Annotated in this window: 14 protein-coding genes, 1 tRNA gene and 4 pseudogenes; 4 read left to right on the top strand and 15 right to left on the bottom strand. The window is 42.5% G+C overall.

The features are described 5' to 3' along the window. Nucleotides 1-97: 97 nt before the first annotated feature. The 4 genes and pseudogenes from mqnC to JCM14374_RS07560 all read right to left on the bottom strand — a co-directional run bounded on the left by mqnC (nt 98) and on the right by JCM14374_RS07560 (nt 4,381). Complete coding sequence (gene mqnC, locus JCM14374_RS07545; RefSeq protein WP_242848882.1) at nt 98-1,165, bottom strand: cyclic dehypoxanthinyl futalosine synthase; 1,068 nt, start codon at nt 1,163-1,165, stop codon at nt 98-100. A gap of 15 nt (nt 1,166-1,180) precedes the next feature. Further along, the gene (locus tag JCM14374_RS07550) at nt 1,181-2,008 is read right to left on the bottom strand and encodes a menaquinone biosynthetic enzyme MqnA/MqnD family protein (protein WP_054695591.1); all 828 of its coding nucleotides are present in this window, start codon (nt 2,006-2,008) and stop codon (nt 1,181-1,183) included. A gap of 177 nt (nt 2,009-2,185) precedes the next feature. Beyond that, nucleotides 2,186-3,268, bottom strand: a complete 1,083-nt coding sequence (gene mqnE, locus JCM14374_RS07555) for an aminofutalosine synthase MqnE (protein WP_054695595.1) — start codon at nt 3,266-3,268, stop codon at nt 2,186-2,188. Between the two features lie 187 nt (nt 3,269-3,455). Further along, nucleotides 3,456-4,381 (bottom strand): annotated as a pseudogene (locus JCM14374_RS07560) (D-alanine--D-alanine ligase). A gap of 420 nt (nt 4,382-4,801) precedes the next feature. On the opposite strand from JCM14374_RS07560, the gene JCM14374_RS07565 reads away from it, so the two are divergent. Next, nucleotides 4,802-4,877, top strand: a tRNA-Trp gene (locus tag JCM14374_RS07565). 115 nt (nt 4,878-4,992) lie between these two features. Here the strand turns inward: JCM14374_RS07565 and JCM14374_RS07570 are convergent. From JCM14374_RS07570 to JCM14374_RS07585, 4 genes are all read right to left on the bottom strand, one after another. Then, entirely contained in the window at nt 4,993-6,027 is a 1,035-nt protein-coding gene (locus tag JCM14374_RS07570) for a protein-glutamate methylesterase/protein-glutamine glutaminase (RefSeq protein ID WP_054695598.1), read from the bottom strand. Nucleotides 6,028-6,189: 162 nt separating this feature from the next. Beyond that, a complete protein-coding gene (locus JCM14374_RS07575; protein ID WP_054695600.1) occupies nt 6,190-6,999 on the bottom strand; it encodes an N-acetylmuramoyl-L-alanine amidase in 810 nt (269 codons plus the stop codon). A gap of 308 nt (nt 7,000-7,307) precedes the next feature. Beyond that, nucleotides 7,308-7,814 (bottom strand): mechanosensitive ion channel family protein, encoded by a 507-nt coding sequence (locus tag JCM14374_RS07580; protein WP_172674186.1) that lies wholly within the window; start codon nt 7,812-7,814, stop codon nt 7,308-7,310. Then, the gene (locus JCM14374_RS07585; RefSeq protein ID WP_054695606.1) at nt 7,787-8,359 is read right to left on the bottom strand and encodes a mechanosensitive ion channel family protein; all 573 of its coding nucleotides are present in this window, start codon (nt 8,357-8,359) and stop codon (nt 7,787-7,789) included. Before JCM14374_RS07585 ends, JCM14374_RS07580 begins: the two co-directional genes overlap by 28 nt. A gap of 97 nt (nt 8,360-8,456) precedes the next feature. Between JCM14374_RS07585 and JCM14374_RS07590 the strand changes: the two genes are divergently transcribed. Further along, on the top strand, nt 8,457-8,726 hold the full coding sequence (locus tag JCM14374_RS07590; RefSeq protein WP_054695609.1) for a hypothetical protein: 270 nt from the start codon (nt 8,457-8,459) through the stop codon (nt 8,724-8,726). A gap of 35 nt (nt 8,727-8,761) precedes the next feature. On the opposite strand, the pseudogene fusA reads toward JCM14374_RS07590, so the two are convergent. From fusA to JCM14374_RS07620, 6 genes and pseudogenes are all read right to left on the bottom strand, one after another. Beyond that, a pseudogene (fusA, locus tag JCM14374_RS07595) lies at nt 8,762-10,809 on the bottom strand (elongation factor G). Nucleotides 10,810-10,903: 94 nt separating this feature from the next. Next, nucleotides 10,904-11,167 (bottom strand): hypothetical protein, encoded by a 264-nt coding sequence (locus tag JCM14374_RS07600; protein ID WP_054695611.1) that lies wholly within the window; start codon nt 11,165-11,167, stop codon nt 10,904-10,906. After that, nucleotides 11,164-11,858: pseudogene (gene surE / locus JCM14374_RS07605) on the bottom strand (5'/3'-nucleotidase SurE). The gene JCM14374_RS07600 and the pseudogene surE overlap by 4 nt, the downstream one beginning before the upstream one ends. Before the next feature lie 84 nt (nt 11,859-11,942). After that, nucleotides 11,943-12,510 (bottom strand): annotated as a pseudogene (gene lepB / locus JCM14374_RS07610) (signal peptidase I). Next, nucleotides 12,500-12,679, bottom strand: coding sequence for a YpmA family protein (locus JCM14374_RS07615; protein ID WP_054695615.1), 180 nt, complete (start codon nt 12,677-12,679; stop codon nt 12,500-12,502). The pseudogene lepB and the gene JCM14374_RS07615 overlap by 11 nt, the downstream one beginning before the upstream one ends. A gap of 52 nt (nt 12,680-12,731) precedes the next feature. After that, complete coding sequence (locus JCM14374_RS07620; RefSeq protein ID WP_054695618.1) at nt 12,732-13,283, bottom strand: DUF366 family protein; 552 nt, start codon at nt 13,281-13,283, stop codon at nt 12,732-12,734. A gap of 598 nt (nt 13,284-13,881) precedes the next feature. Here JCM14374_RS07620 and JCM14374_RS07630 point away from each other — a divergent pair. Next, on the top strand, nt 13,882-15,249 hold the full coding sequence (locus JCM14374_RS07630; RefSeq protein WP_054695778.1) for an acetyl-CoA hydrolase/transferase family protein: 1,368 nt from the start codon (nt 13,882-13,884) through the stop codon (nt 15,247-15,249). Nucleotides 15,250-15,317: 68 nt separating this feature from the next. Here JCM14374_RS07630 and JCM14374_RS07635 read toward each other — a convergent pair whose 3' ends face one another. Then, nucleotides 15,318-17,414: a sigma 54-interacting transcriptional regulator gene (locus tag JCM14374_RS07635; RefSeq protein WP_054695624.1), complete on the bottom strand. Its 2,097-nt coding sequence runs from the start codon at nt 17,412-17,414 to the stop codon at nt 15,318-15,320. 241 nt (nt 17,415-17,655) lie between these two features. Here JCM14374_RS07635 and JCM14374_RS07640 point away from each other — a divergent pair, with 241 nt between their 5' ends. Then, on the top strand, nt 17,656-18,672 hold the full coding sequence (locus JCM14374_RS07640) for a DUF2225 domain-containing protein (RefSeq protein WP_054695626.1): 1,017 nt from the start codon (nt 17,656-17,658) through the stop codon (nt 18,670-18,672). The last annotated feature ends 3 nt before the right edge of the window (nt 18,673-18,675 follow it).

The following is an 18,675-nucleotide window of genomic DNA, read 5'->3' on the forward strand; positions in this document are numbered from 1 at the left end:
CGCTGTTTCTCTTCGCTTTTAGACTGCCGCGTCGCTGACGCATCACGCAATGATAAGAACGTGAATCATTGCTAATCTGTGTAAATCTGTGATTAATTTATCCGTACACTTCAATAATTCCGTATTCGGTGTCGCGCAGGGCGGGGATGCGACCGGCACCCCTGATCAGGCTGATCATTTCCTCGCGGCTCATTTTATAGACCAGCCCTGCAGACCGTACCACATTTTCCTCGATCATAATACTGCCCAAATCATCACCACCAAATAATAACGAAAGCTGACCGATGGCTTTACCCTGAGTAAGCCATGAACACTGTATATGATCAAAATTATCCAGATACAAACGTGCCAGCGATAAAAACCTTAAGTATTCCAGGGAAGAAATCTTAGTGCCTAATAATTCATTATTTCTGGGCTGATAAGTCCAAGGAATAAATGCCCTGAATCCCCCTGTTTCATCCTGTAAATCGCGAATAACTTTAAGATGGTGCAAGCGATGTTCCAATTTGTCAACGCTGCCCATCATCATAGTGGCAGTAGTTTTCATCCCAATTTGGTGGGCAGTTCGCATTACTTCCAGCCATTCCGCCACCTTGATTTTTTGGGGGCTTATGTAGCTGCGCACATCATCATGCAAAACCTCGGCGCCGCCTCCGGGCAGGGAATCCAGCCCTGCGTCCTGCAGTTTCAGCAAGGTTTCACGAATAGATAAACTTGATATTTTGGCTATATTAACGATTTCGGGTGCGGTCAATGAATGGATACATATATCGAACCTGGCCTTTATGCTGCTGAACATTTCTATAAAGTAATCAATCTTGAGGTCTTCATTCAAGCCGCCCTGGATCATCAGCTGGGATGCTCCCAGTTGCAGCGCTTCTTCTATCTTTGCAAACATGCTCTCTTTATCCAGCACATAAGCGTCAGCATCTTCTCTGGAACGGTAGAAGGCGCAGAACTTGCATTTACATGAACAAATATTCGTGTAGTTTATATTGCGGTCAATGACAAAAGTGGCTATGTTATTGGAAAACCGTTGTTCTCTGATCAGATTCGCCGCCCTGCCCAGGGCCAAAATGTCAGCTTCCAAATAAAGTTGGATAAACTCGGTTTCACTCATGCGTTGACCATTGATTATCCGCTGCAGTATATCTTCGTAACGCAATGCGTCCTCCCTATTCTATAGTTCCAATACTTGCAGGGGCGGAACCTCATCAATAATGCCTTGATTTTCAGCCTGTTTATAATATTCTAAGAGACCGTCCTGTTTGCGCTGGTCAAAATCAAAACTCAAATGGCGGAAATAATCGACCAGATAATCTGCCCCGAAATCCTCCCACTGGGATGCTTTACGGGCTACGTCCTCAATATTGTCGAGGCTGAATTGTATGGAATCCACAAATGTCTGCCTAATCATTCTAAGTTCTTCCATATGATTGACCGCCCATTCTTTTCGAATAGCCCAAACCGCAAATACCATGGGCAAACCCGTAAATTCTTTCCAAACCTGACCCAGGTCGTAAATATGCAGGCGGTCTTCATTTTTATACCTGGCCCTGAGAGCATCATCCCCAATTAACAGCGCCGCATCGGCTTCCATCAGCATGGCACGCAATTCGGGGGCAGAATTAAAGTATTCTGGTACTATTTTGTAAAAACGCGACATGATGATGCGCAGCAAGGCTTTAGAAGTGGCAGATATGTTCGTCAAGGCAATCTTTTTTTGGTGCAGGTCTTCAATAGGTAATTTGGAAAAGAGGTAGATGCTTTTAACTTCTCCATCTGCACTGATAGAAATATCCGGCATCAACACGTAATCTTGATAACTTCTGGCATAAGCAATAGACGGCACTGGCGCCAAATCTAGCAGGTTTTGCCGCAGCATCCGGTTCAGGTCGGTAGGATTGCCCTTGATGAGATCAATTTCCAGCAGGAATTTCTTTTCTATCAAACCATAGAACAATGGAAAACAATTAATAAACTGAATATGTCCAACTCTGGGCCGCATGGTCTGTCTCCTTTAAATAATTATTTTTGCTCAGATTTTCCAGCTGACCAGTTATAGGCAGCAAACGGGTTGTCATTGCCAGCCCTCTTTTATGTGGTTGCGAGCATAGCGATGTATTCTTCCCCTCGCCACGACATATCAGATTTCTTGGCTATCTGTGCAGCTGTCTGTATCTGTCTAATATGTCCTAATCACATTATAAAGCGTATCTCTTTCAGTGGGTATATAGCCGGATTCCTTGATAAGAGCTACTATTTCTTCCTTGGTGATTCCTTTCTGAGTCTGGGCTCCGGCTGCGTGCATAATCCTTTCCTCGATTACCGTGCCGTCAATATCATCGGCCCCAAAATCCAGAGCTAATTGCGCAATGGGCAGTCCAAGCATTATCCAGAAGGCTTTAATATGATCAATATTGTCCAGCATTAAACGGGAAATAGCCAGTGTCTTTAAATCATCAATAGCGCTGGTTCTTTTCATGTGAGCCAAATTAGTGTTTTCCGGCAGGAAAGGCAAGGGAATGAATGATTGAAAACCCGGAGCCGTATCTTGCAATTCGCGCAGCTTAATAAGATGATCAATACGATCTTCCAGGGTTTCTATATGACCAAACAGCATGGTACAGTTTGTTTTGATGCCTAATTCATGAGCAGTCAGGTGAACTTGCAGCCATTCATCACTATTGGCCTTGCGCGGACATAATTGGCTGCGTATTTTGTCATTTAGTATTTCCGCGCCTCCGCCAGGCAGGGAACCCAAACCGGCTGCTTTTAGTGTCGAAAGCACTTCACGGATGCTGAGACCGCTAATCTGTGTAAAGTAGAATATCTCTACCGCCGTAAAACCTTGAATATGAATCTGGGGGAATTCCTCATGGAATTTACGTACTATATCCACGTAATATGAAAATGGCATAGTAGGATGAAGGGAACTAACGATATGAAACTCCGTTATTCCGTAATCAACCGCCTCGGCCCCATAAGCAAAAGCCTCTTCTGCGTTCATTACATAGGGGTCTCCCGATCCGTTTTCATCAACTCCAAAGGCACAGAATTCACAGCGAGATACACAGATATTACTTAGATTGATATGGCGGTTTACATTGAAATAAACATTCCTGCCCGACACCTCATGTTTTTTCCTTCGAGCCAGACCTGCCAGCCATAGAATATCATCGCACGCATATAGAGCCAGTCCATCCTCACGAGTCAGGCGCTGTTTATTATTAACCTTTTCCTCAATGTCAGTCAGAATTTTATCCATTCCGCATCTCCTCTTAGTAACATAGGACAATTATAGCAAATTAACCGCAAATACTTAATTGCGTTTTAGGGTTATTGTCATTTATAAAACCCCATCTTCTGTTTAGATTGATTAACATTTGTTTAATAGAATGCCAATATAAAAAGCCCCGGTATCCAACCAGGGCTTGAAATATAATATACAGGTTTTATTCCATGGCCAAATTTATCAGCATTTCCACCAAATCATCGTATTCTATCCCTTGAGCCTTTGCGGCATCAGGTACCAGACTCATGTCAGTCATACCAGGAATCGTGTTGACTTCAAGTACGAAAGGATTGCCCTGTTTATCAACAATAATATCTATGCGTGAAAAGCCGCGGCATCCCATAGCTTTATAGGTTGCCGCCGTAATCTGTTTTACCTTTTCACATACATCCTGGCTTATACGAGCCGGAATAATGTGCTCGCACATACCCGGGGTATATTTGGATTCATAATCATAGAAATCGTTTTTAGAGATGATTTCTATTACCGGCAGTACCTGAGCTCATCATTACCTATCACCGCCACTGTAAGCAAATCGCCATCGATAAATTTTTCCACCAATATTTCATTATCAAGTCTAAAAGCATCCTCTACTGCCTCCTGCAAACCGCTTTCCAGCTTTACGATATGAGTGCCGATACTCGAACCCTGCGTGGCCGGTTTTACAACTAGAGGAAGGCCAAATTTTTCTATAAGTGATTTTAATACCAAACCATCACGTGTAAATGCCTTTTTGCTGAGTATGACAAAGTCAGGAGTAGGAAGCCCTTCATAAATAAACATCTTCTTGCTGATGATTTTATTCATACATATAGCGCTGCATGCTACCCCCGAACCTGTGTAGGGAATACCCAGCAGTTCCAAATACCCCTGCACTGTACCATCTTCCCCGTTCTTCCCATGCAGGGCAATAAAAACTACATCCGGTGATATTCTTTCGATTTCACTCAGTTTATTTTCGGCAAGATCCAATTTTTCAGCTTCAAATCCCTTTCTAAGCAACGCCTGGTATACGCCTTCACCGCTCTTGAGAGATACCTCTCTTTCTTCTGAAGTACCACCCAGAAGAACCAGTACCCGGGTCATTGTCTTCACCGCCCCTTATTATTGCTATATAATTATTACTCCTAAAAACATTATTCCTTACAGTCTCGTGATATACCAAATCAAAAACATAAGCATTTCGTAACAAATTAAATAATACTCCTAATACCAAACCGCTTCAAGAGTAGCAGCCGCAGGATGAAATATTATCGTTGTCGCATTATAGCTCAACTGCGAGAGTTATGTTGCTGAATTATCTTGCTGCAACTACTATGCTCAGTTAAAAGGCTACCCTGTCTGGCATTAAATTATTTCCAAACCCTAAAATAACCTTGTTAAACTATTGCAATTTTGCTACAATAGTTTGGCAGGCAAATTCCGTCTCCTGGAGCGGCGATATAATTACTATCTCTGGTCTCAGCCGCCCAAATGCGCTGGTATTATGCGGAATGCCTAAAACTCAGGGGAGTAGCTCAATTGGCAGAGCATCGGTCTCCAAAACCGAGGGCTGGGGGTTCGAGACCTCTCTCCCCTGCCATAAGAAATATAGCAACCGCGCAGACGCGCGGTTATCTTATAAATCCCGGAGCAAATGTCTGGGATTATATTTTTTCTGTAATATAACAATATATAACGAATATAACGATTAGCCCTTAGTTTTGATTTAATAATGAAAAAACCCATTGCGGTATGAGTTCCAGAGGCAGTTGTTTTTCGACGGCGCCTATATCAAATGCCACCTTGGGCATACCATAAACCACACAGGTTTCTTCATTTTGGCCGATCGTTCTGGCTCCCTTTTGCCGCATAGCCAACAGTCCTTTAGCGCCATCACTTCCCATACCGGTAAGGATTATCCCTATCGCGCTGCTGCCCACATTATCAGCTGCGGAATTAAACAGTACATCCACAGATGGGCAATGACCATTAACCTTTTCTCCGCTTTTACATTCCACCTTGTATTTGCTTCCCGATTTTCTTATCCTCATATGATAATCACCCGCAGCGATAAGAGCTCGGCCCGAATACACTTCGTCCCCGTTCTGCGCCTCTTTCACTTCCATTGAACATGAATCATGCAGCCTTTTGGCATACATATTAGTAAACCGAGCCGGCATATGTTGTACAATAACAATACCGGGTGTATCTGCCGGGAATGTTTTCATCAGCTGAAAAATGGCTTCTGTTCCGCCAGTAGAAGCGCCAATAGCAATAATCTTTTCTGTGTTCCCCAGGTTTAATCGTCCCATTGGTTTAACAACATTTAAATCTTTTTTCCAGTGTCCGACTTTAGCCGTTGAGGCTATCTTGATTTTTATTATCAATTCATTAATCATGGCTTCCCAACTTTGATTTTTAGACATATCCGGCTTGGACACAAAATCAACCGCCCCGGCGTTCAAGGCTTCGAATACTTTTTCGCTTAAGCCGCTAATCATCACTACCGGGATGGGAAATTGGGGCATCAGCCTACGCAGAAATTCTATGCCGTTCATTCTGGGCATTTCCACGTCCAGCGTCATGACATCAGGTTCATATTGCAAAATTTTATCCCGAGCGGTAAAAGGGTTCGAGGCTGCAGCTACTACTTCCAAAGCCGGATCGCTGGATATTCCCCGAACCAGTATTTCCCGGAAGAAAAATGAGTCGTCTACAACCAATACTTTTATTTTCTTACAATTTTGCAAACGCCCTACTCCTTCCTGTAAACATCCGGCATTACATACCGGTAATTGCTTTCACCACGGTTAATGGGCTCCGTAGTAATTTACACATAAATTGAGTTAACAACCTGCGAGATCTGACATGACTATCAAATAAAACTCCTGCTTATAGCTATTCGATTATAACTACGGTTTTTTATTATCCCAGATTACCTTACGCCCCAGTGACTCTGCGAGCGGCCTCACCGGTACCCACGAGGTGTTATTATAAATAACCCCTGGTATTATGCTGCTTCCCGTAACAATATTAACAGATCCTGGAGGGGCCGCCGGTATAGTTGTATTTATCGGCGGGATAATTACAGCCCGCATATCCTCATGCCACTCTACTTCTTTTTCAAGAGCCTCGGCCAGCTTGCGTACTGGCGCATAAACCTGGTTATTAATCAACAATCCGTGTATTTCCGGTTTTGTTATCTTAATTTTAATTGCCGGGTACTGAGAAGCAGGGTCGGCAAGATCTTTAAACAACCTTTCCCATGAAAATCCGGGGCCGGGATCATGTTGGCGATTTACCGAATCTATGCGGTAATGTCCTATGATGTGGTCTCTATCTGCTGGTATATTATATTTTTCAATAATATGTCGGTGCAGCCAGAGGCTGGCCTGATACTGAGCCTCGGTCAGCGCCTGCCCGCCCAGAGCCTCATGTTCAATTCCCACAGTATAATAATTGGGATTGCTGCCATCGTATAAAGTCCAGTCAGGTTTATTGACTATGCCGGCATGCCAAGCCGTATCCTCATCTTTAACCATCTGAAATATTTCGCCCTTGCGTGTAACAAGGTAATGGGCTGATGCTTTAGATATCGGATTGCATAACCAGGAGAGTGCGCCTTCAGCTGATCCCGCGGTAATATGGTCTACGATGGCTAAAATTCTTCTATTGTGTCTTCCGCGGCTATAATTAGGAGATTGAATAAATGTTACCTCCACATTAAACATCCTTTCTATGTGTTTAAAATGTGTTATAACGAGTAAATGTTTTCTTCCATTTTCATTTACGTAGCAAAGAGAAGAACGTGGGGGAAGATTGTGAAAGTTGAGCTATATTCTGATAGAAGATTGACCTTTTTATGGGTAAACATAAAACAGGCATTTATTGTATTCGCAGCACAATAAACGAATGGTTAATCTGGTGCAAATAATATTACCTGCTACCATAATATGGCCTTATACCTTTTTCTGCAACTCGGGATTTTTCGTTTTATTTTGGTGTGCGTGTTGATGTGCAAGTAATAATTCTATTTTATATTTGCAGTGCTTGCTGCCATAGTGAGGTTTTCCTGGCGTAGAATTTCAATAATTCCCAGATTGATAATCTGCCGGTTAGCGAGGTAGTCTTCTCCCTGATTGCCAACCGTAAAACAACTAACCAGAATATCTATACTTGATGCTGAAAGTATCTCCAGATTGACTTTAATGCCGTCTTCCTGCAAACCAGGTGTATTCAGTAATAATTGCCTTATCTTGTCCATACATGATAGTATTTTTTCTGCCGGTGTATCTGCAGCCAGACTGACATAGAAGCTGATTTTGCGTTTGTCCATTCGCGACAGGTTGGTAATGGGCTCATTAGCCAGAGTGGCATTAGGAACCGTCACCAGTGATTGGTCCCCGGCGCGTATTTTGGTGCTGCGAAACGAAATGTCCTCTACTTTTCCCTGCACTCTGGGAGTAGAGATGTTCTCGCCCAGAATAAAAGGTTTTTCCATAATCAGGACTATGCCGGCAAAAAGGTTAGCCAACATTTCCCGGGCCGCCAGGGCCACCGCGAGCCCCCCAGACCGAGACCAGCAATGAAACCGTTTACTTCGTATCCCCATTCGTTGGCTACCAGTACAATCACCAGGGCTATGATTATAAAACGCAGTAGCTTTGAAAAGAACGGCAGCAAAATAATATCAAGGTGTAGATTGTTCCTTATTTCTTCAGAAAAAAGGGAATCGATAGCGCACAGATCGTAAAAACCCATCCCTAAAATAATAATTAATAATGAACGGCATATTTGACCCGTCATTATATCTGCCGATTGGGTCAACGGCAGATAACGAATGGCTAAATAAATACCTAAAAGATAAACTAAATAACGCAGGGGTTTTACAAATGCGGCCAGGAAATTTCCTAGTCCGGCTATACCCCTATTCTCAGCTTCTCTGATAAATCTGCGCAGTACAAAAGTACAGATTTTTTCTGCTACGGCAGTAATCAGTAAAATTGCTGCCGCACCTAACAAATAACCCAGTAGGGGATACAGGCTAATTTCTAATTGTAAACCTGTAAGCAACTCATTCACGATAACTTCCTGCCCTTTAATCAGTTCTTGACTTTGAAAGTATTAATAGTAACTACCCGGGTAAGAATTATATTAATACTAACCGGGGGGTCGTATTTTGCATAAAGTTCGTTCACTGTTTGCCTTGCTGCTTATGTCTGTCTTTTTGCTGGTACTTTCTTGTTGCGGATTGCTGATTAGTGATAATTCATTATATATTATGGCAATATTTCTAACCAGTCTTGCTGCAACTTATATTTGTTATACCCTCTATGATTTAAGGGTATTGCCCAAGTCAGAAACTCGCCAGGAGTATTACTTCTATTTTATTGACAGCAGCCCCCAGTCACAAGACGTACTATATCAACAATTAAAAAGAAGGGCATAAAAAGAGAGCTTTTCAGCTCTCTTTTTTAAATCAGTTTATTTGTCCTTTTCTTCTCTCTCCTGACGGGCTTTCTCTATTATCTTTTCGGCATTCTGAGCCGGTACTTCTTCATAGTGGGAAAATTCCATTCTGAACTTGCCGCGTCCCTGAGTCATGGATTTAAGATCAATGGTATATCGGGCCATTTCTCCCTGGGGAACCTGCGCTTTGATAACCTGTTTCTTCCCTGCCGGTTCCATACCCATAACCCGTCCGCGTTTGCTGTTCAAGTCACCGATAATGTCGCCCATATAAGCCTCGGGTACTTCTATTTCTACATTCATAATAGGTTCTAAAAGCACCGGTTTGGCCATTTCCACGCCTTTACGGAAGGCCAGCCTGGCTGCCAGCTTGAAAGCCATTTCCGAAGAATCTACGGAATGATATGAACCATCATATAGAGTTGCTTTTAAGTTGGTTACGGGATATCCAGCCAGCACGCCTTCTTCCATGGCTTCAATCAAGCCTTTTTCGACCGCGGGGAAGTAGTTGCGCGGCACGGATCCACCGAAAACATTTTCTTCGAAAATAAATTCTCCTTCATCAGTCGGTTCGAATTTAATCCATACATGGCCGTACTGTCCATGACCACCGGTCTGTTTTTTGTGTTTGCCTTCGCATTCAACAGTGCCGCGAATAGTTTCACGATAGGGAATGCGCATTTCCCGACTGACCACATCCACACCAAATTTACGACTCAACTTGTCAATAATGATATCAACATGAGTATCACCCATGCTCTTAAGAATAGTCTGTTTGGTTTCCGTATTCTTTTCAACCTTAATGGTGGGGTCTTCTTCCAGAATTCTCTGCAAAGCTCCGCTTAATTTATCTTCGTCACCTTTACTCTTGGGTTCAATAGCCATATTTAGAGTTGGTTCCGGGAAAACAATTGGATCAAAGATTACGGGGTTAGTTTTTACTGTCAACGTATCACCGGTGCTTGTTACAGCCAGTTTTGCTACCGCAGCAATATCCCCGGCAAAAATCTCCGGCACCGCAGCCTGTTCCTTGCCGGTCATAATAAGTATTTGCCCGATTTTTTCTTCTTTTTCTTTATTAGCATTATACACAGGGGTGTCGCTCTTCATTTGTCCGGTATAGAGACGGAACATAGTCAAACGGCGATATACGGATCGGCAATAGTCTTAAAAACCTGGGCTGCCATGGGTTCGGTTTCAATATTTTTTCCCTTGATCATAATATTGGTATCTGGAGCAGCCGCGCAATCTACCACAAAATCCAGCAGGGGTTTTACTGCCATATTGTTTGTAGCACAACCGCAGAATACGAATACGGCTGAGCCGCTGGCAGCAGCCTTTTGAATTCCTGCTCTAACTTCATCGTCAGTCAGTTCTTCCCCTTCGAGGTATTTATTGATAAGGTCATCATCAGCTTCGGCTGCTGCTTCTACCAAGGCCTCTTTATAGAGCGCTACATCATCTGTCATATCCGCAGGAATTTCTTGAACCGTTACCTTACCGGAACCAGCTTCGAAAATCAAAGCCTTCATGCTTATCAGGTCAACTACACCTTTAAAAGTATCTGCGGATCCTATAGGCAGTTGAACAGGCACAATCTGACCCGACAGCTTGTTCTTCATGTCATCAATAACCTTATAAAAATCTGCATTTTCACGATCCATGCGATTAATAAACGCCATTTTGGGAATATCCGGGAAATCATCCCAGATTACTTCAGTCTGTACTTCCACACCGGCTGTAGCTGATAGCACCATAACCAGAGAATCAACAACCCTGGAAGCGGCTATTACCTCAAAGTAGAAATCGGCATAACCAGGGGTATCCAGAACATTTATCTTATGGTCCCTGTATTCGCAGGGAACCAGAGCTGTGCTGATGGTAATCTTCTTTTTTATCTCTTCGGGCAGAAAGTCAGCCACGGTGTTTCCGTCATCAGTCCTTCCCAGCCTCTTGGTAGCCCCTGTATTAAAAAGCATAGCTTCAGCCAGTGAAGTCTTTCCTGTTCCTCCATGTCCCACAAGGGCAATATTACGAATCTTGCTGGTAGGGTATACCTTCATCAAACAACCTCCTCAAAAAATTCTATACCGTAAAAATGGTACTATACTTTGCTTAAAGTAGCAAAACCTTTTTAACCTCAAAACACCGGTATTTTTACTTCTTATTTTTTCCCATCATATAGAAGAGCCAGTAGAGTATTCCGGCTGATACTGCAAATATTAGAATCTGGTAAATAAACAAGCCTTTAAAAACATCAAATAACAGTGTAAATACCAGGGCCAGAGCCAGCGGAAATATAAACGCCTGGCTAATGGATTTATCCGGATAAGATGGGTTCATCCTTTTGTTGCGAATATATCCAATGTTCAGGAGCAAAAAAAAGATAACCGCGTTAATCAGGAAACTAAAAATGGTCATAATTTATCTCCCGGCAGATCAAGATAGGAAGCAAAAGAGGTTCGATATTCCTTGATCAGCTTGTAATCAGTTAAATCCAGGTGAATAGGAGTTATACTGATATATTCCTGCCTAACTGCCAGTACATCCGAATCCTCTTCCTGTGGTTCATCTACCACGCCGCCTCCAAGCCAATAGTAGGTATTGCCGCGAGGATCCTTACGTTCATCAAAGAGATTGTCATAGTTTCTAACCCCCAGCCTTGTAATCCTGCTGCCTTTGATTTGTGCCGGTTCAAGGGCGGGTATATTAATATTAATAAGAGTTTTCCTTTCCAATCCATGTTTCATAACCAGATTTATAAATTCCCTGCAAAAATGAGCGGCAAACGTAAAATCCATTTCCGCTTGATAGGAATTAAGAGACACAGCTATGGAAGGGATGCCCAATAACACTCCTTCGGCGGCGGCGGATACAGTACCGGAATAGAGGACATCCGTGCCAGATTGGGCCCATGGTTAATCCCGGATACAACTAAATCCACTGGCTCATCGATCAAACGATTAACCGCCAGCTTTACACAGTCGACCGGTGTTCCCCCTACGGTCCAGGAAGCCTTAATGCCGGGAAAATTGTTAGGCACAACTTTAATCGGTTCAAAAACGGTTATAGAATGCCCGGTACCGCTTCTTTCACGATCAGGCGCCACCATATAAATCTCGCAATAGGACCCAGGGCCTTAGCCAGGGCATGAATCCCCCGGCATAAATGCCATCATCATTGGTTAATAGTATTCTCATTCAAAACTAACCCCCCGGGGCAATAGCTTAATATGACCCGGAGGCCAGTAGGTTACAAAGGCTTTGCCTTTTAAACGGTCCTGTGTGAGCCAGGCGTTCCAGTAGTGACTGTCAAAACTGTGGTTACGATTATCCCCCATTACGAACAAACCGTTGGGAGGCACAATTACCGGTCCGTATTCATAATTGAGAGCTTCATCAACATATGGCTCTTTCAGTGGTTTATCGTTTATATAAACCTTACCGTTTTTCATTTCCACCTTTTCCCCGGGTAACCCTATCACCCTTTTTATGTAATCGTTGGTAGCATTGATCGCTGCAGGAGGTTCAAAAACCACAATATCTCCTTTGGGGCTTTTTAAAATAGTAAACAAATTTGCATACCATTACCCTATCTTGTTCAACTATAGTGGGAATCATAGAACCCGTAGGAATAATGCGGCCTTCAATTACAAATGTACGTAAAATCATGGCCAAAACAAACGCAATAACTACTATGCTGACTATTTCCTTAATAAAATCTCGAAATTCTTTGCTCATATTAATCTCACCATCAGACCTCATACACTGTTAAGGTCATTTCCTTCTTTTCTTTATCTTGTTTTAGTCCAAACATAATATTCTTGTCCTTTAAGGTCTTGTTGAGAAAATCAACCACTTGCACAAGTTCCCAATTAGCAGGAAAAGTTCTGGCTGCGATTAATTCCAGCTTACCTTTGTCCTCCAAGAACATCTCCCCTTTCCCTGTATTATTGTAATTTAACCCCTATTGCTTAACAAGCTGGCTATACCGCTCGGACTTTACAGCGTGCATCGTTTATCTGTTCTAATTCCCTGATATAACGCAGCATAATATTTTCAGCCAGCGAACTGATATCTTGAATGCCAAGTTCAGTTAAGCCGCTGGTATCTACAGGGGTTCCGGCACTTTCAATATTCAGTCCCACATGAATTAAGGTCGATACAGTGGTAGCCGTGGCGATAGAAACAGATAGTTTATTTTTATGAATATAGATATTATCCCCTCTGCGGGTGGCAGGTACAGAATGCTGTAAAAGCTCTTCTAAAATACACACCATAAATAAACGCTGGCGATAGATACCCAGGTCGAGATCGTTACAAAAATGTTCAATAATAAAATTAAGCATCAGCGGCGAATAGATATAACTGTTTTCCTTCACTTCACTAATATCAATCATTTTGTCTCGCGGCACATTAACTTCGCCTTTAAAGGCGACCACCGCATCGCCCAGGATGCCAAAACGGCTGTAAATCCAATGTGCTCTCAATTCTTCACCGGTATAGTTAATTCTTTCATCAACATATAAAGTTTTCATAAATCAGCTTCCCTCGCTTTCATTAGCAAAATATTTCAAGTTTGGTTTACATGTAGTATACTTAATGAGACCATACATTATAGATTTTACCATCAAATCATGTATTAAAAAATGCAGATGTAATTTAATTGTATATTCCCATTTTATTTCTCATGCAATAATGCAAATCTGAGTCCCTGTCCATATAATTACCGCTCCCTGCAAGGTTTTGCACTAATGCAAAACTGCAATGCAATAATGCAACATTATTTCCCACCTTAATACAAAATACCCGCCCGCCACAAATTATAATTTCCCCGATTAAAAAATCCAAACTTGCCAGAACTGCCTCTGCCGCTATTTTTGAAATTAATTTACCATGGATAAACGGCATGCCTGTCTATAATTACAAAGTATGGCATGCTTTTTGCATTTAAAATGGCTAGATACACAAAAAGCAAAACCATTATTGGGGAGGTGAATCAGAAGTTGAACTGATGTAAGGCTGATTGTTAAGTTGTTTTTCAATCATATTTATCAAGGTGCCTGGCCCAGTTTAAAATCTGAATTCACTCAGCTTATTAACCTGTTAAAAATAATAATTTTGGGGGGCGAATTTATGGCAGTTATTTTATCTCAAAACCTATTATTGGACCAGTACAGAGAAAAACTGGTCAGCGCTGATGAAGCAGTAAAAATAGTTAAATCAGGCGATTGGGTGCATTACGGCGAATTTGCTATGCAGGCTAAAGATCTTGATGCCGCACTGGCCCGCCGGGTTAACGAACTCGAAGACGTCAAGATTCGTTGTGTTACCGTAACCTTTATGCCTGAAGTGGTTAAAGTTGACCCTGAACGCAAGCATTTTCGTTTCCATGACTGGCATTTTTCTCCGGTTTCCCGGATGCTGCAAGGGCAAAACCTTTGCAATTACATTCCCCTGACCTATCACGAAGGGCGCAAATTAATCGAAGATTATACTCCTATTGATGTTGCTTTCATATGTGTGGCGCCTATGGACGCTAACGGATACTTTAATATCGGCACTTCAAACTCTGTTACATCTTATATAGCAGATAAAGCCAAAAAGCTAGTCGTAGAAGTCAACACTTCAGTTCCCGTATGTCTGGGCGGAAACGGAGAAAGTATTCATATTTCACAGGTTGATTATATTGTTGAAAGCCAGACTAATCCCAAACTCTTTAGCACGAACCCTCCTCCGGCCACAGAAATAGACGTTAAAATAGCCGAAATTGTTATGAGCCTTATGGAAGATGGCAGCTGTCTGCAGCTTGGTATCGGAGCTATGCCTAATGTAGTGGGCGGATTAATAGCTAAATCCGATTTAAAAGATATTGGTGTACACACAGAAATGCTGGTTGATTCATATGTGGATATGTATGAATCGGGACGCATTACCGGCAGATTGAAAAACATCGATAAAGGGAAAATGGTATACACCTTCGCAATGGGATCACAGAAGCTATATGATTTTATGGATAATAATCCTGTTTGCGCCAGTTATCCCGTTAGTTACACTAACGATCCCTTTATAATCGCGCAAAACGATAAAGTATTCGCCGTCAACAACGCTCTGGAAGTTGACCTGTACAGCCAGGTGGCTTCCGAAGCTTCAGGCTCTAAACAAATATCAGGTACCGGCGGACAGTTGGACTTCATTTACGCTTCGTTCCGTTCCAAAGGCGGCAAAGGACTTATATGTTTAAGTTCTACCGCAAAAATGAAAGACGGCACAGTAAAATCCAGAATCGTTCCAACCTTAAGCCCTGGTACCATAGTCACCGTTCCCCGCTCCATCAATTTCTATGTAGTGACTGAATATGGCTACGCTATAATGAAGGCCAAAACCACCTGGCAGCGGGCTGAAGAACTGGTCAATATAGCTCATCCGGACTTCAGGGACGAACTCATTAAGGAAGCTGAAAAGAACAAGATCTGGGTTCGTTCGAACAAACTTGAATGTTGAGATTCCCCCAAAATTTATAACGTTCTTCTTTTCTACCCGCAGGCGGCCATCTGGGCTCCTGCCTTTTTTTATTTTGTATACTTTACCTGGTATTTGTTAGCCTTGCGCGATATGGTGGAGGCATCAACCTCTAAAAGCTGCGCAGCCCGATTGCAAGAACTGGTGACAGCGAAGGTTTTCTCCAGCAATTGTTTTTCCAAGCTCTCCACCGCCTTTTTTAATGGCACAATAGAATTGACACTTACCGGCTGGTTATTATCCCGCTTAATAGATTCGTTGCCGGTAAGGATATAGCCTGGCAGGTGTGATTGATCTATAACTTCCGTACTTGTGGTTACCACCAGTCTTTCGATCAGGTTCTCCAATTGTCTTATATTACCCGGCCAGTTGTAGAGCATCAGCATTTCTATAGCTTCAGGGCTGATAACTTTTTTCATATTGTAGCGTTCATTGTACCGGCCCAGGAAATGTTTTATAAGCGGCGGAATATCTTCCCTCCTGTCTCGAAGCGGAGGTACATATATTGGAACTACATTTAAACGGTAAAATAAATCTTCGCGAAATTCGCCTCTGGAAACCATTTCTTCCAGTTCCTTATTGGTTATAGCGATAATGCGCACATCAATTTTTATAGGTTTGGTTCCACCAACCCTCAGAATTTCTCTTTGCTGCAAAGCTCGCAGCAATTTAACCTGCAGGTGCAAAGGAATATCTCCAATTTCATCAAGAAGTAATGTGCCTCCATGAGCTAATTCAAAAAGGCCAGGCTTGCCTTCCTTTTTAGCCCCGGTAAATGCACCCGGGTCATAACCGAACAACTCTGATTCCAGAAGGTTGTCAGGGATAGCCGCACAATTAAGTTTTACAAAAGGCCCTTCGCGTCGGCTGCTGTTGCGTTGTATAAGTTCACCGATTATTTCTTTGCCCACCCCGGATTCACCTGAGATCAAAACGGTTGAATCCACTTCAGCCACTTTGAGCGCCTGGTACACTATGTGTTCCATTTCCTTGTTCTTATAAATCAGATCTCCGGAAAGACGGGCCTTCAGGGTATTCATCTGGAATTCGAAATGATCTTTTAATCCTTCTAATTGTTCAACTCTTTGTTTCAGCATATTTAATTCGCTGATATCACGCACACTGGTGACAATTCTAAAAATGTTGCCCTGTTGATCGAAAACCGGCGTAGCGCTCACCAGAAGGGTTGTACCGGTAACGGTTGTTAATGTAGTGGTTACAGGGGCCTTTTGTTCGAGAACCAGCAGAGAAGCTGACCGGGATAAAATACCTTCTTCAACCAGTTCATTCATGGATTTATTCAGGAGTTCTTCCTCCCCTAACCCGGTCATGCGTTTAATGGCTTTATTAATCCGCAAGGTTATGCCCTTGCCGTCGGTAATATATAAACCATCGAATGAAGAATCTATAATAGCATTCATCTCATTATTAAGGTTTTTAACATATTCAAGTTCCTGGGTAACACTTTCCAATTCGGATACATCATACAGTACAGCTACGGCGCCGGTGATTTCGCCATTTTTAATGATAGGCGCGCGGTTAGTGATAAAGGAATTCTTCCCTATGCGTATTCGTTTGCCGAATTCACATTTACCGCTCTCTACAATGTCATATAAATGGCTTTCAGGAATAATATCGTTTATAAATGTACCCAGCACATCTGATGAATGCAGGCCGGTGTACCTTTCGGCGGACTGGTTCCACATGCGGATAATGCCGTCACGATCTATTGAAACAATGGGATTATAAGCGGAATTAATGAGGGTTTCAAGTTGACCTGACATGTCATCAATGATTTCATTTAAGGCTACCATTATGTCTGATTTAGTTATAATGCCAACCAGTTCGCCATTGTCCACCACCGGGTAGCGTCCGGTATACATTATATCAACATCGGTAATCTGTTCATCAGGGTTTAGAGTTTTAACTTCCGGGCTCATAAAAAACCGTATGGGTTTATTCATGTCGGTGCCATTGCTTATAGCGCGAATCAGATGGGTTTTTGTAAGGAGGCCTATGATCTTCCCTTTGTCTATTACCGGAGCTCCATCGATTCTTTTCTGCAGAAACAAATCGGCAGTCTGTTTTAGAGTGTCATCGGGATGCAGGTGAATAATATTGGTGCTCATAAAGTTTTTTATTTTCAAATCATTTTCCCCCTCATGACTGTCTTGAATACCGTTGGGTTGACAGCAACAGACAGACTTCTCTCTATAACTTTAAATAATATTGAAAAGCAACATTTATAAGCCGATTTATTTTGTTGTTTTACTCCTTTCTTCTTTTGTAACCGTGACTAATGTCACCGATAGATTAGCAATTGATAATTGGTTATAATTAATTATAAACCGAAAATTCTAAAGAATATATATTTTTGAGGTGATACATATGTTAGATGATGGAGTTTTTTACGAGCGCAGTTATAATTGTCCGGTCTGTTCCAAAATATTTAAATCATGGGCTATCCGTAGTTCAAAGGTTAATGTAGAAAGAAGAGAGCCGGATTTTCACACGATATATAAAGGGGTTAGTCCTCTTCACTACACCATCGTAGTATGTCCCTCGTGTTATTATGCCGCATCCAATAACCTGTTCGGCCAGGAAATACCTGACAGAATTGTCCAGCAGCTCGCTCAGGCTCTCCCCAAAATCATCCCTGCCGATAACCCTGATTTTTGCCATGAAAGAGACCTTACTCTGGCCCTGCGGTCATATCAACTCGGCATCCGCTCCGCCCAGCTGCGCAAAGCCCGTCCTGGCGAATTGGCCGGTTTGCTGCTTGGGGCTGCCTGGATGGCCAGAGAAAAAGGTGACGTGGAATTACAGAAGGAATATGTAACGCAGGCCCTACAGTCATATCTCGAAGCCTTTAACCGTGATTTCAGATCTATCGGTAATATGAGCGATGTTCAAGCCACATACTTAATTGGGGAATTGTACAGGCAGACCGGGAACGCCAGTGAAGCGATAACCTGGTTTAATAAAACCATTTTCAATAAAAATATTAAGCAATATCCGCAAATTGAAAAAATTGCCCGTGAACAATGGGCGCTGGCTCGGGAAATGGCTGGAGAACAAGTCCCTGTTCAGGAAAAGTCTTCTTCTTGTGAAATACCAGCTGATGAAAATACCTCTTCACCACCTAAGCAAGAAGAACAGACAACCGCGGCCAGGGTGCGCAAACGCAGCAGTATGCAATTAAATGCCAGTCTTTATACTGAACAGATTGAATGGCTGAATCGCATTGTCAACAAGGGTTATGATTATTCAAAATCCTTGACCAGCCGAGAACAAGTCTTAAGGGCATTGCTCGATGCGGTTATGGAAAAATGGGGAGATGATGTTCCTTATGCCTTTAAAAATGAAGAAGAACTACAAAAGGAATTTGTGAAAAAGCTGGAATAACAT

The sequence above is a fragment of the Syntrophomonas palmitatica JCM 14374 genome (assembly GCF_001311885.1).
GTDB lineage: Bacteria > Bacillota > Syntrophomonadia > Syntrophomonadales > Syntrophomonadaceae > Syntrophomonas_A > Syntrophomonas_A palmitatica.

Bases quoted from the DNA above. Each gene is read 5' to 3' on its own strand.
- JCM14374_RS07550 (WP_054695591.1), bottom strand. From the start codon at position 2,008: ATGCGGCCCAGAGTTGGACATATTCAGTTTATTAATTGTTTTCCATTG.
- JCM14374_RS07640 (WP_054695626.1), top strand. From the start codon at position 17,656: ATGTTAGATGATGGAGTTTTTTACGAGCGCAGTTATAATTGTCCGGTC.
- mqnE (WP_054695595.1), bottom strand. From the start codon at position 3,268: ATGGATAAAATTCTGACTGACATTGAGGAAAAGGTTAATAATAAACAG.
- JCM14374_RS07615 (WP_054695615.1), bottom strand. From the start codon at position 12,679: ATGTTCTTGGAGGACAAAGGTAAGCTGGAATTAATCGCAGCCAGAACT.
- JCM14374_RS07600 (WP_054695611.1), bottom strand. From the start codon at position 11,167: ATGACCATTTTTAGTTTCCTGATTAACGCGGTTATCTTTTTTTTGCTC.
- JCM14374_RS07620 (WP_054695618.1), bottom strand. From the start codon at position 13,283: ATGAAAACTTTATATGTTGATGAAAGAATTAACTATACCGGTGAAGAA.
- JCM14374_RS07630 (WP_054695778.1), top strand. From the start codon at position 13,882: ATGGCAGTTATTTTATCTCAAAACCTATTATTGGACCAGTACAGAGAA.
- JCM14374_RS07580 (WP_172674186.1), bottom strand. From the start codon at position 7,814: ATGTTGGCTAACCTTTTTGCCGGCATAGTCCTGATTATGGAAAAACCT.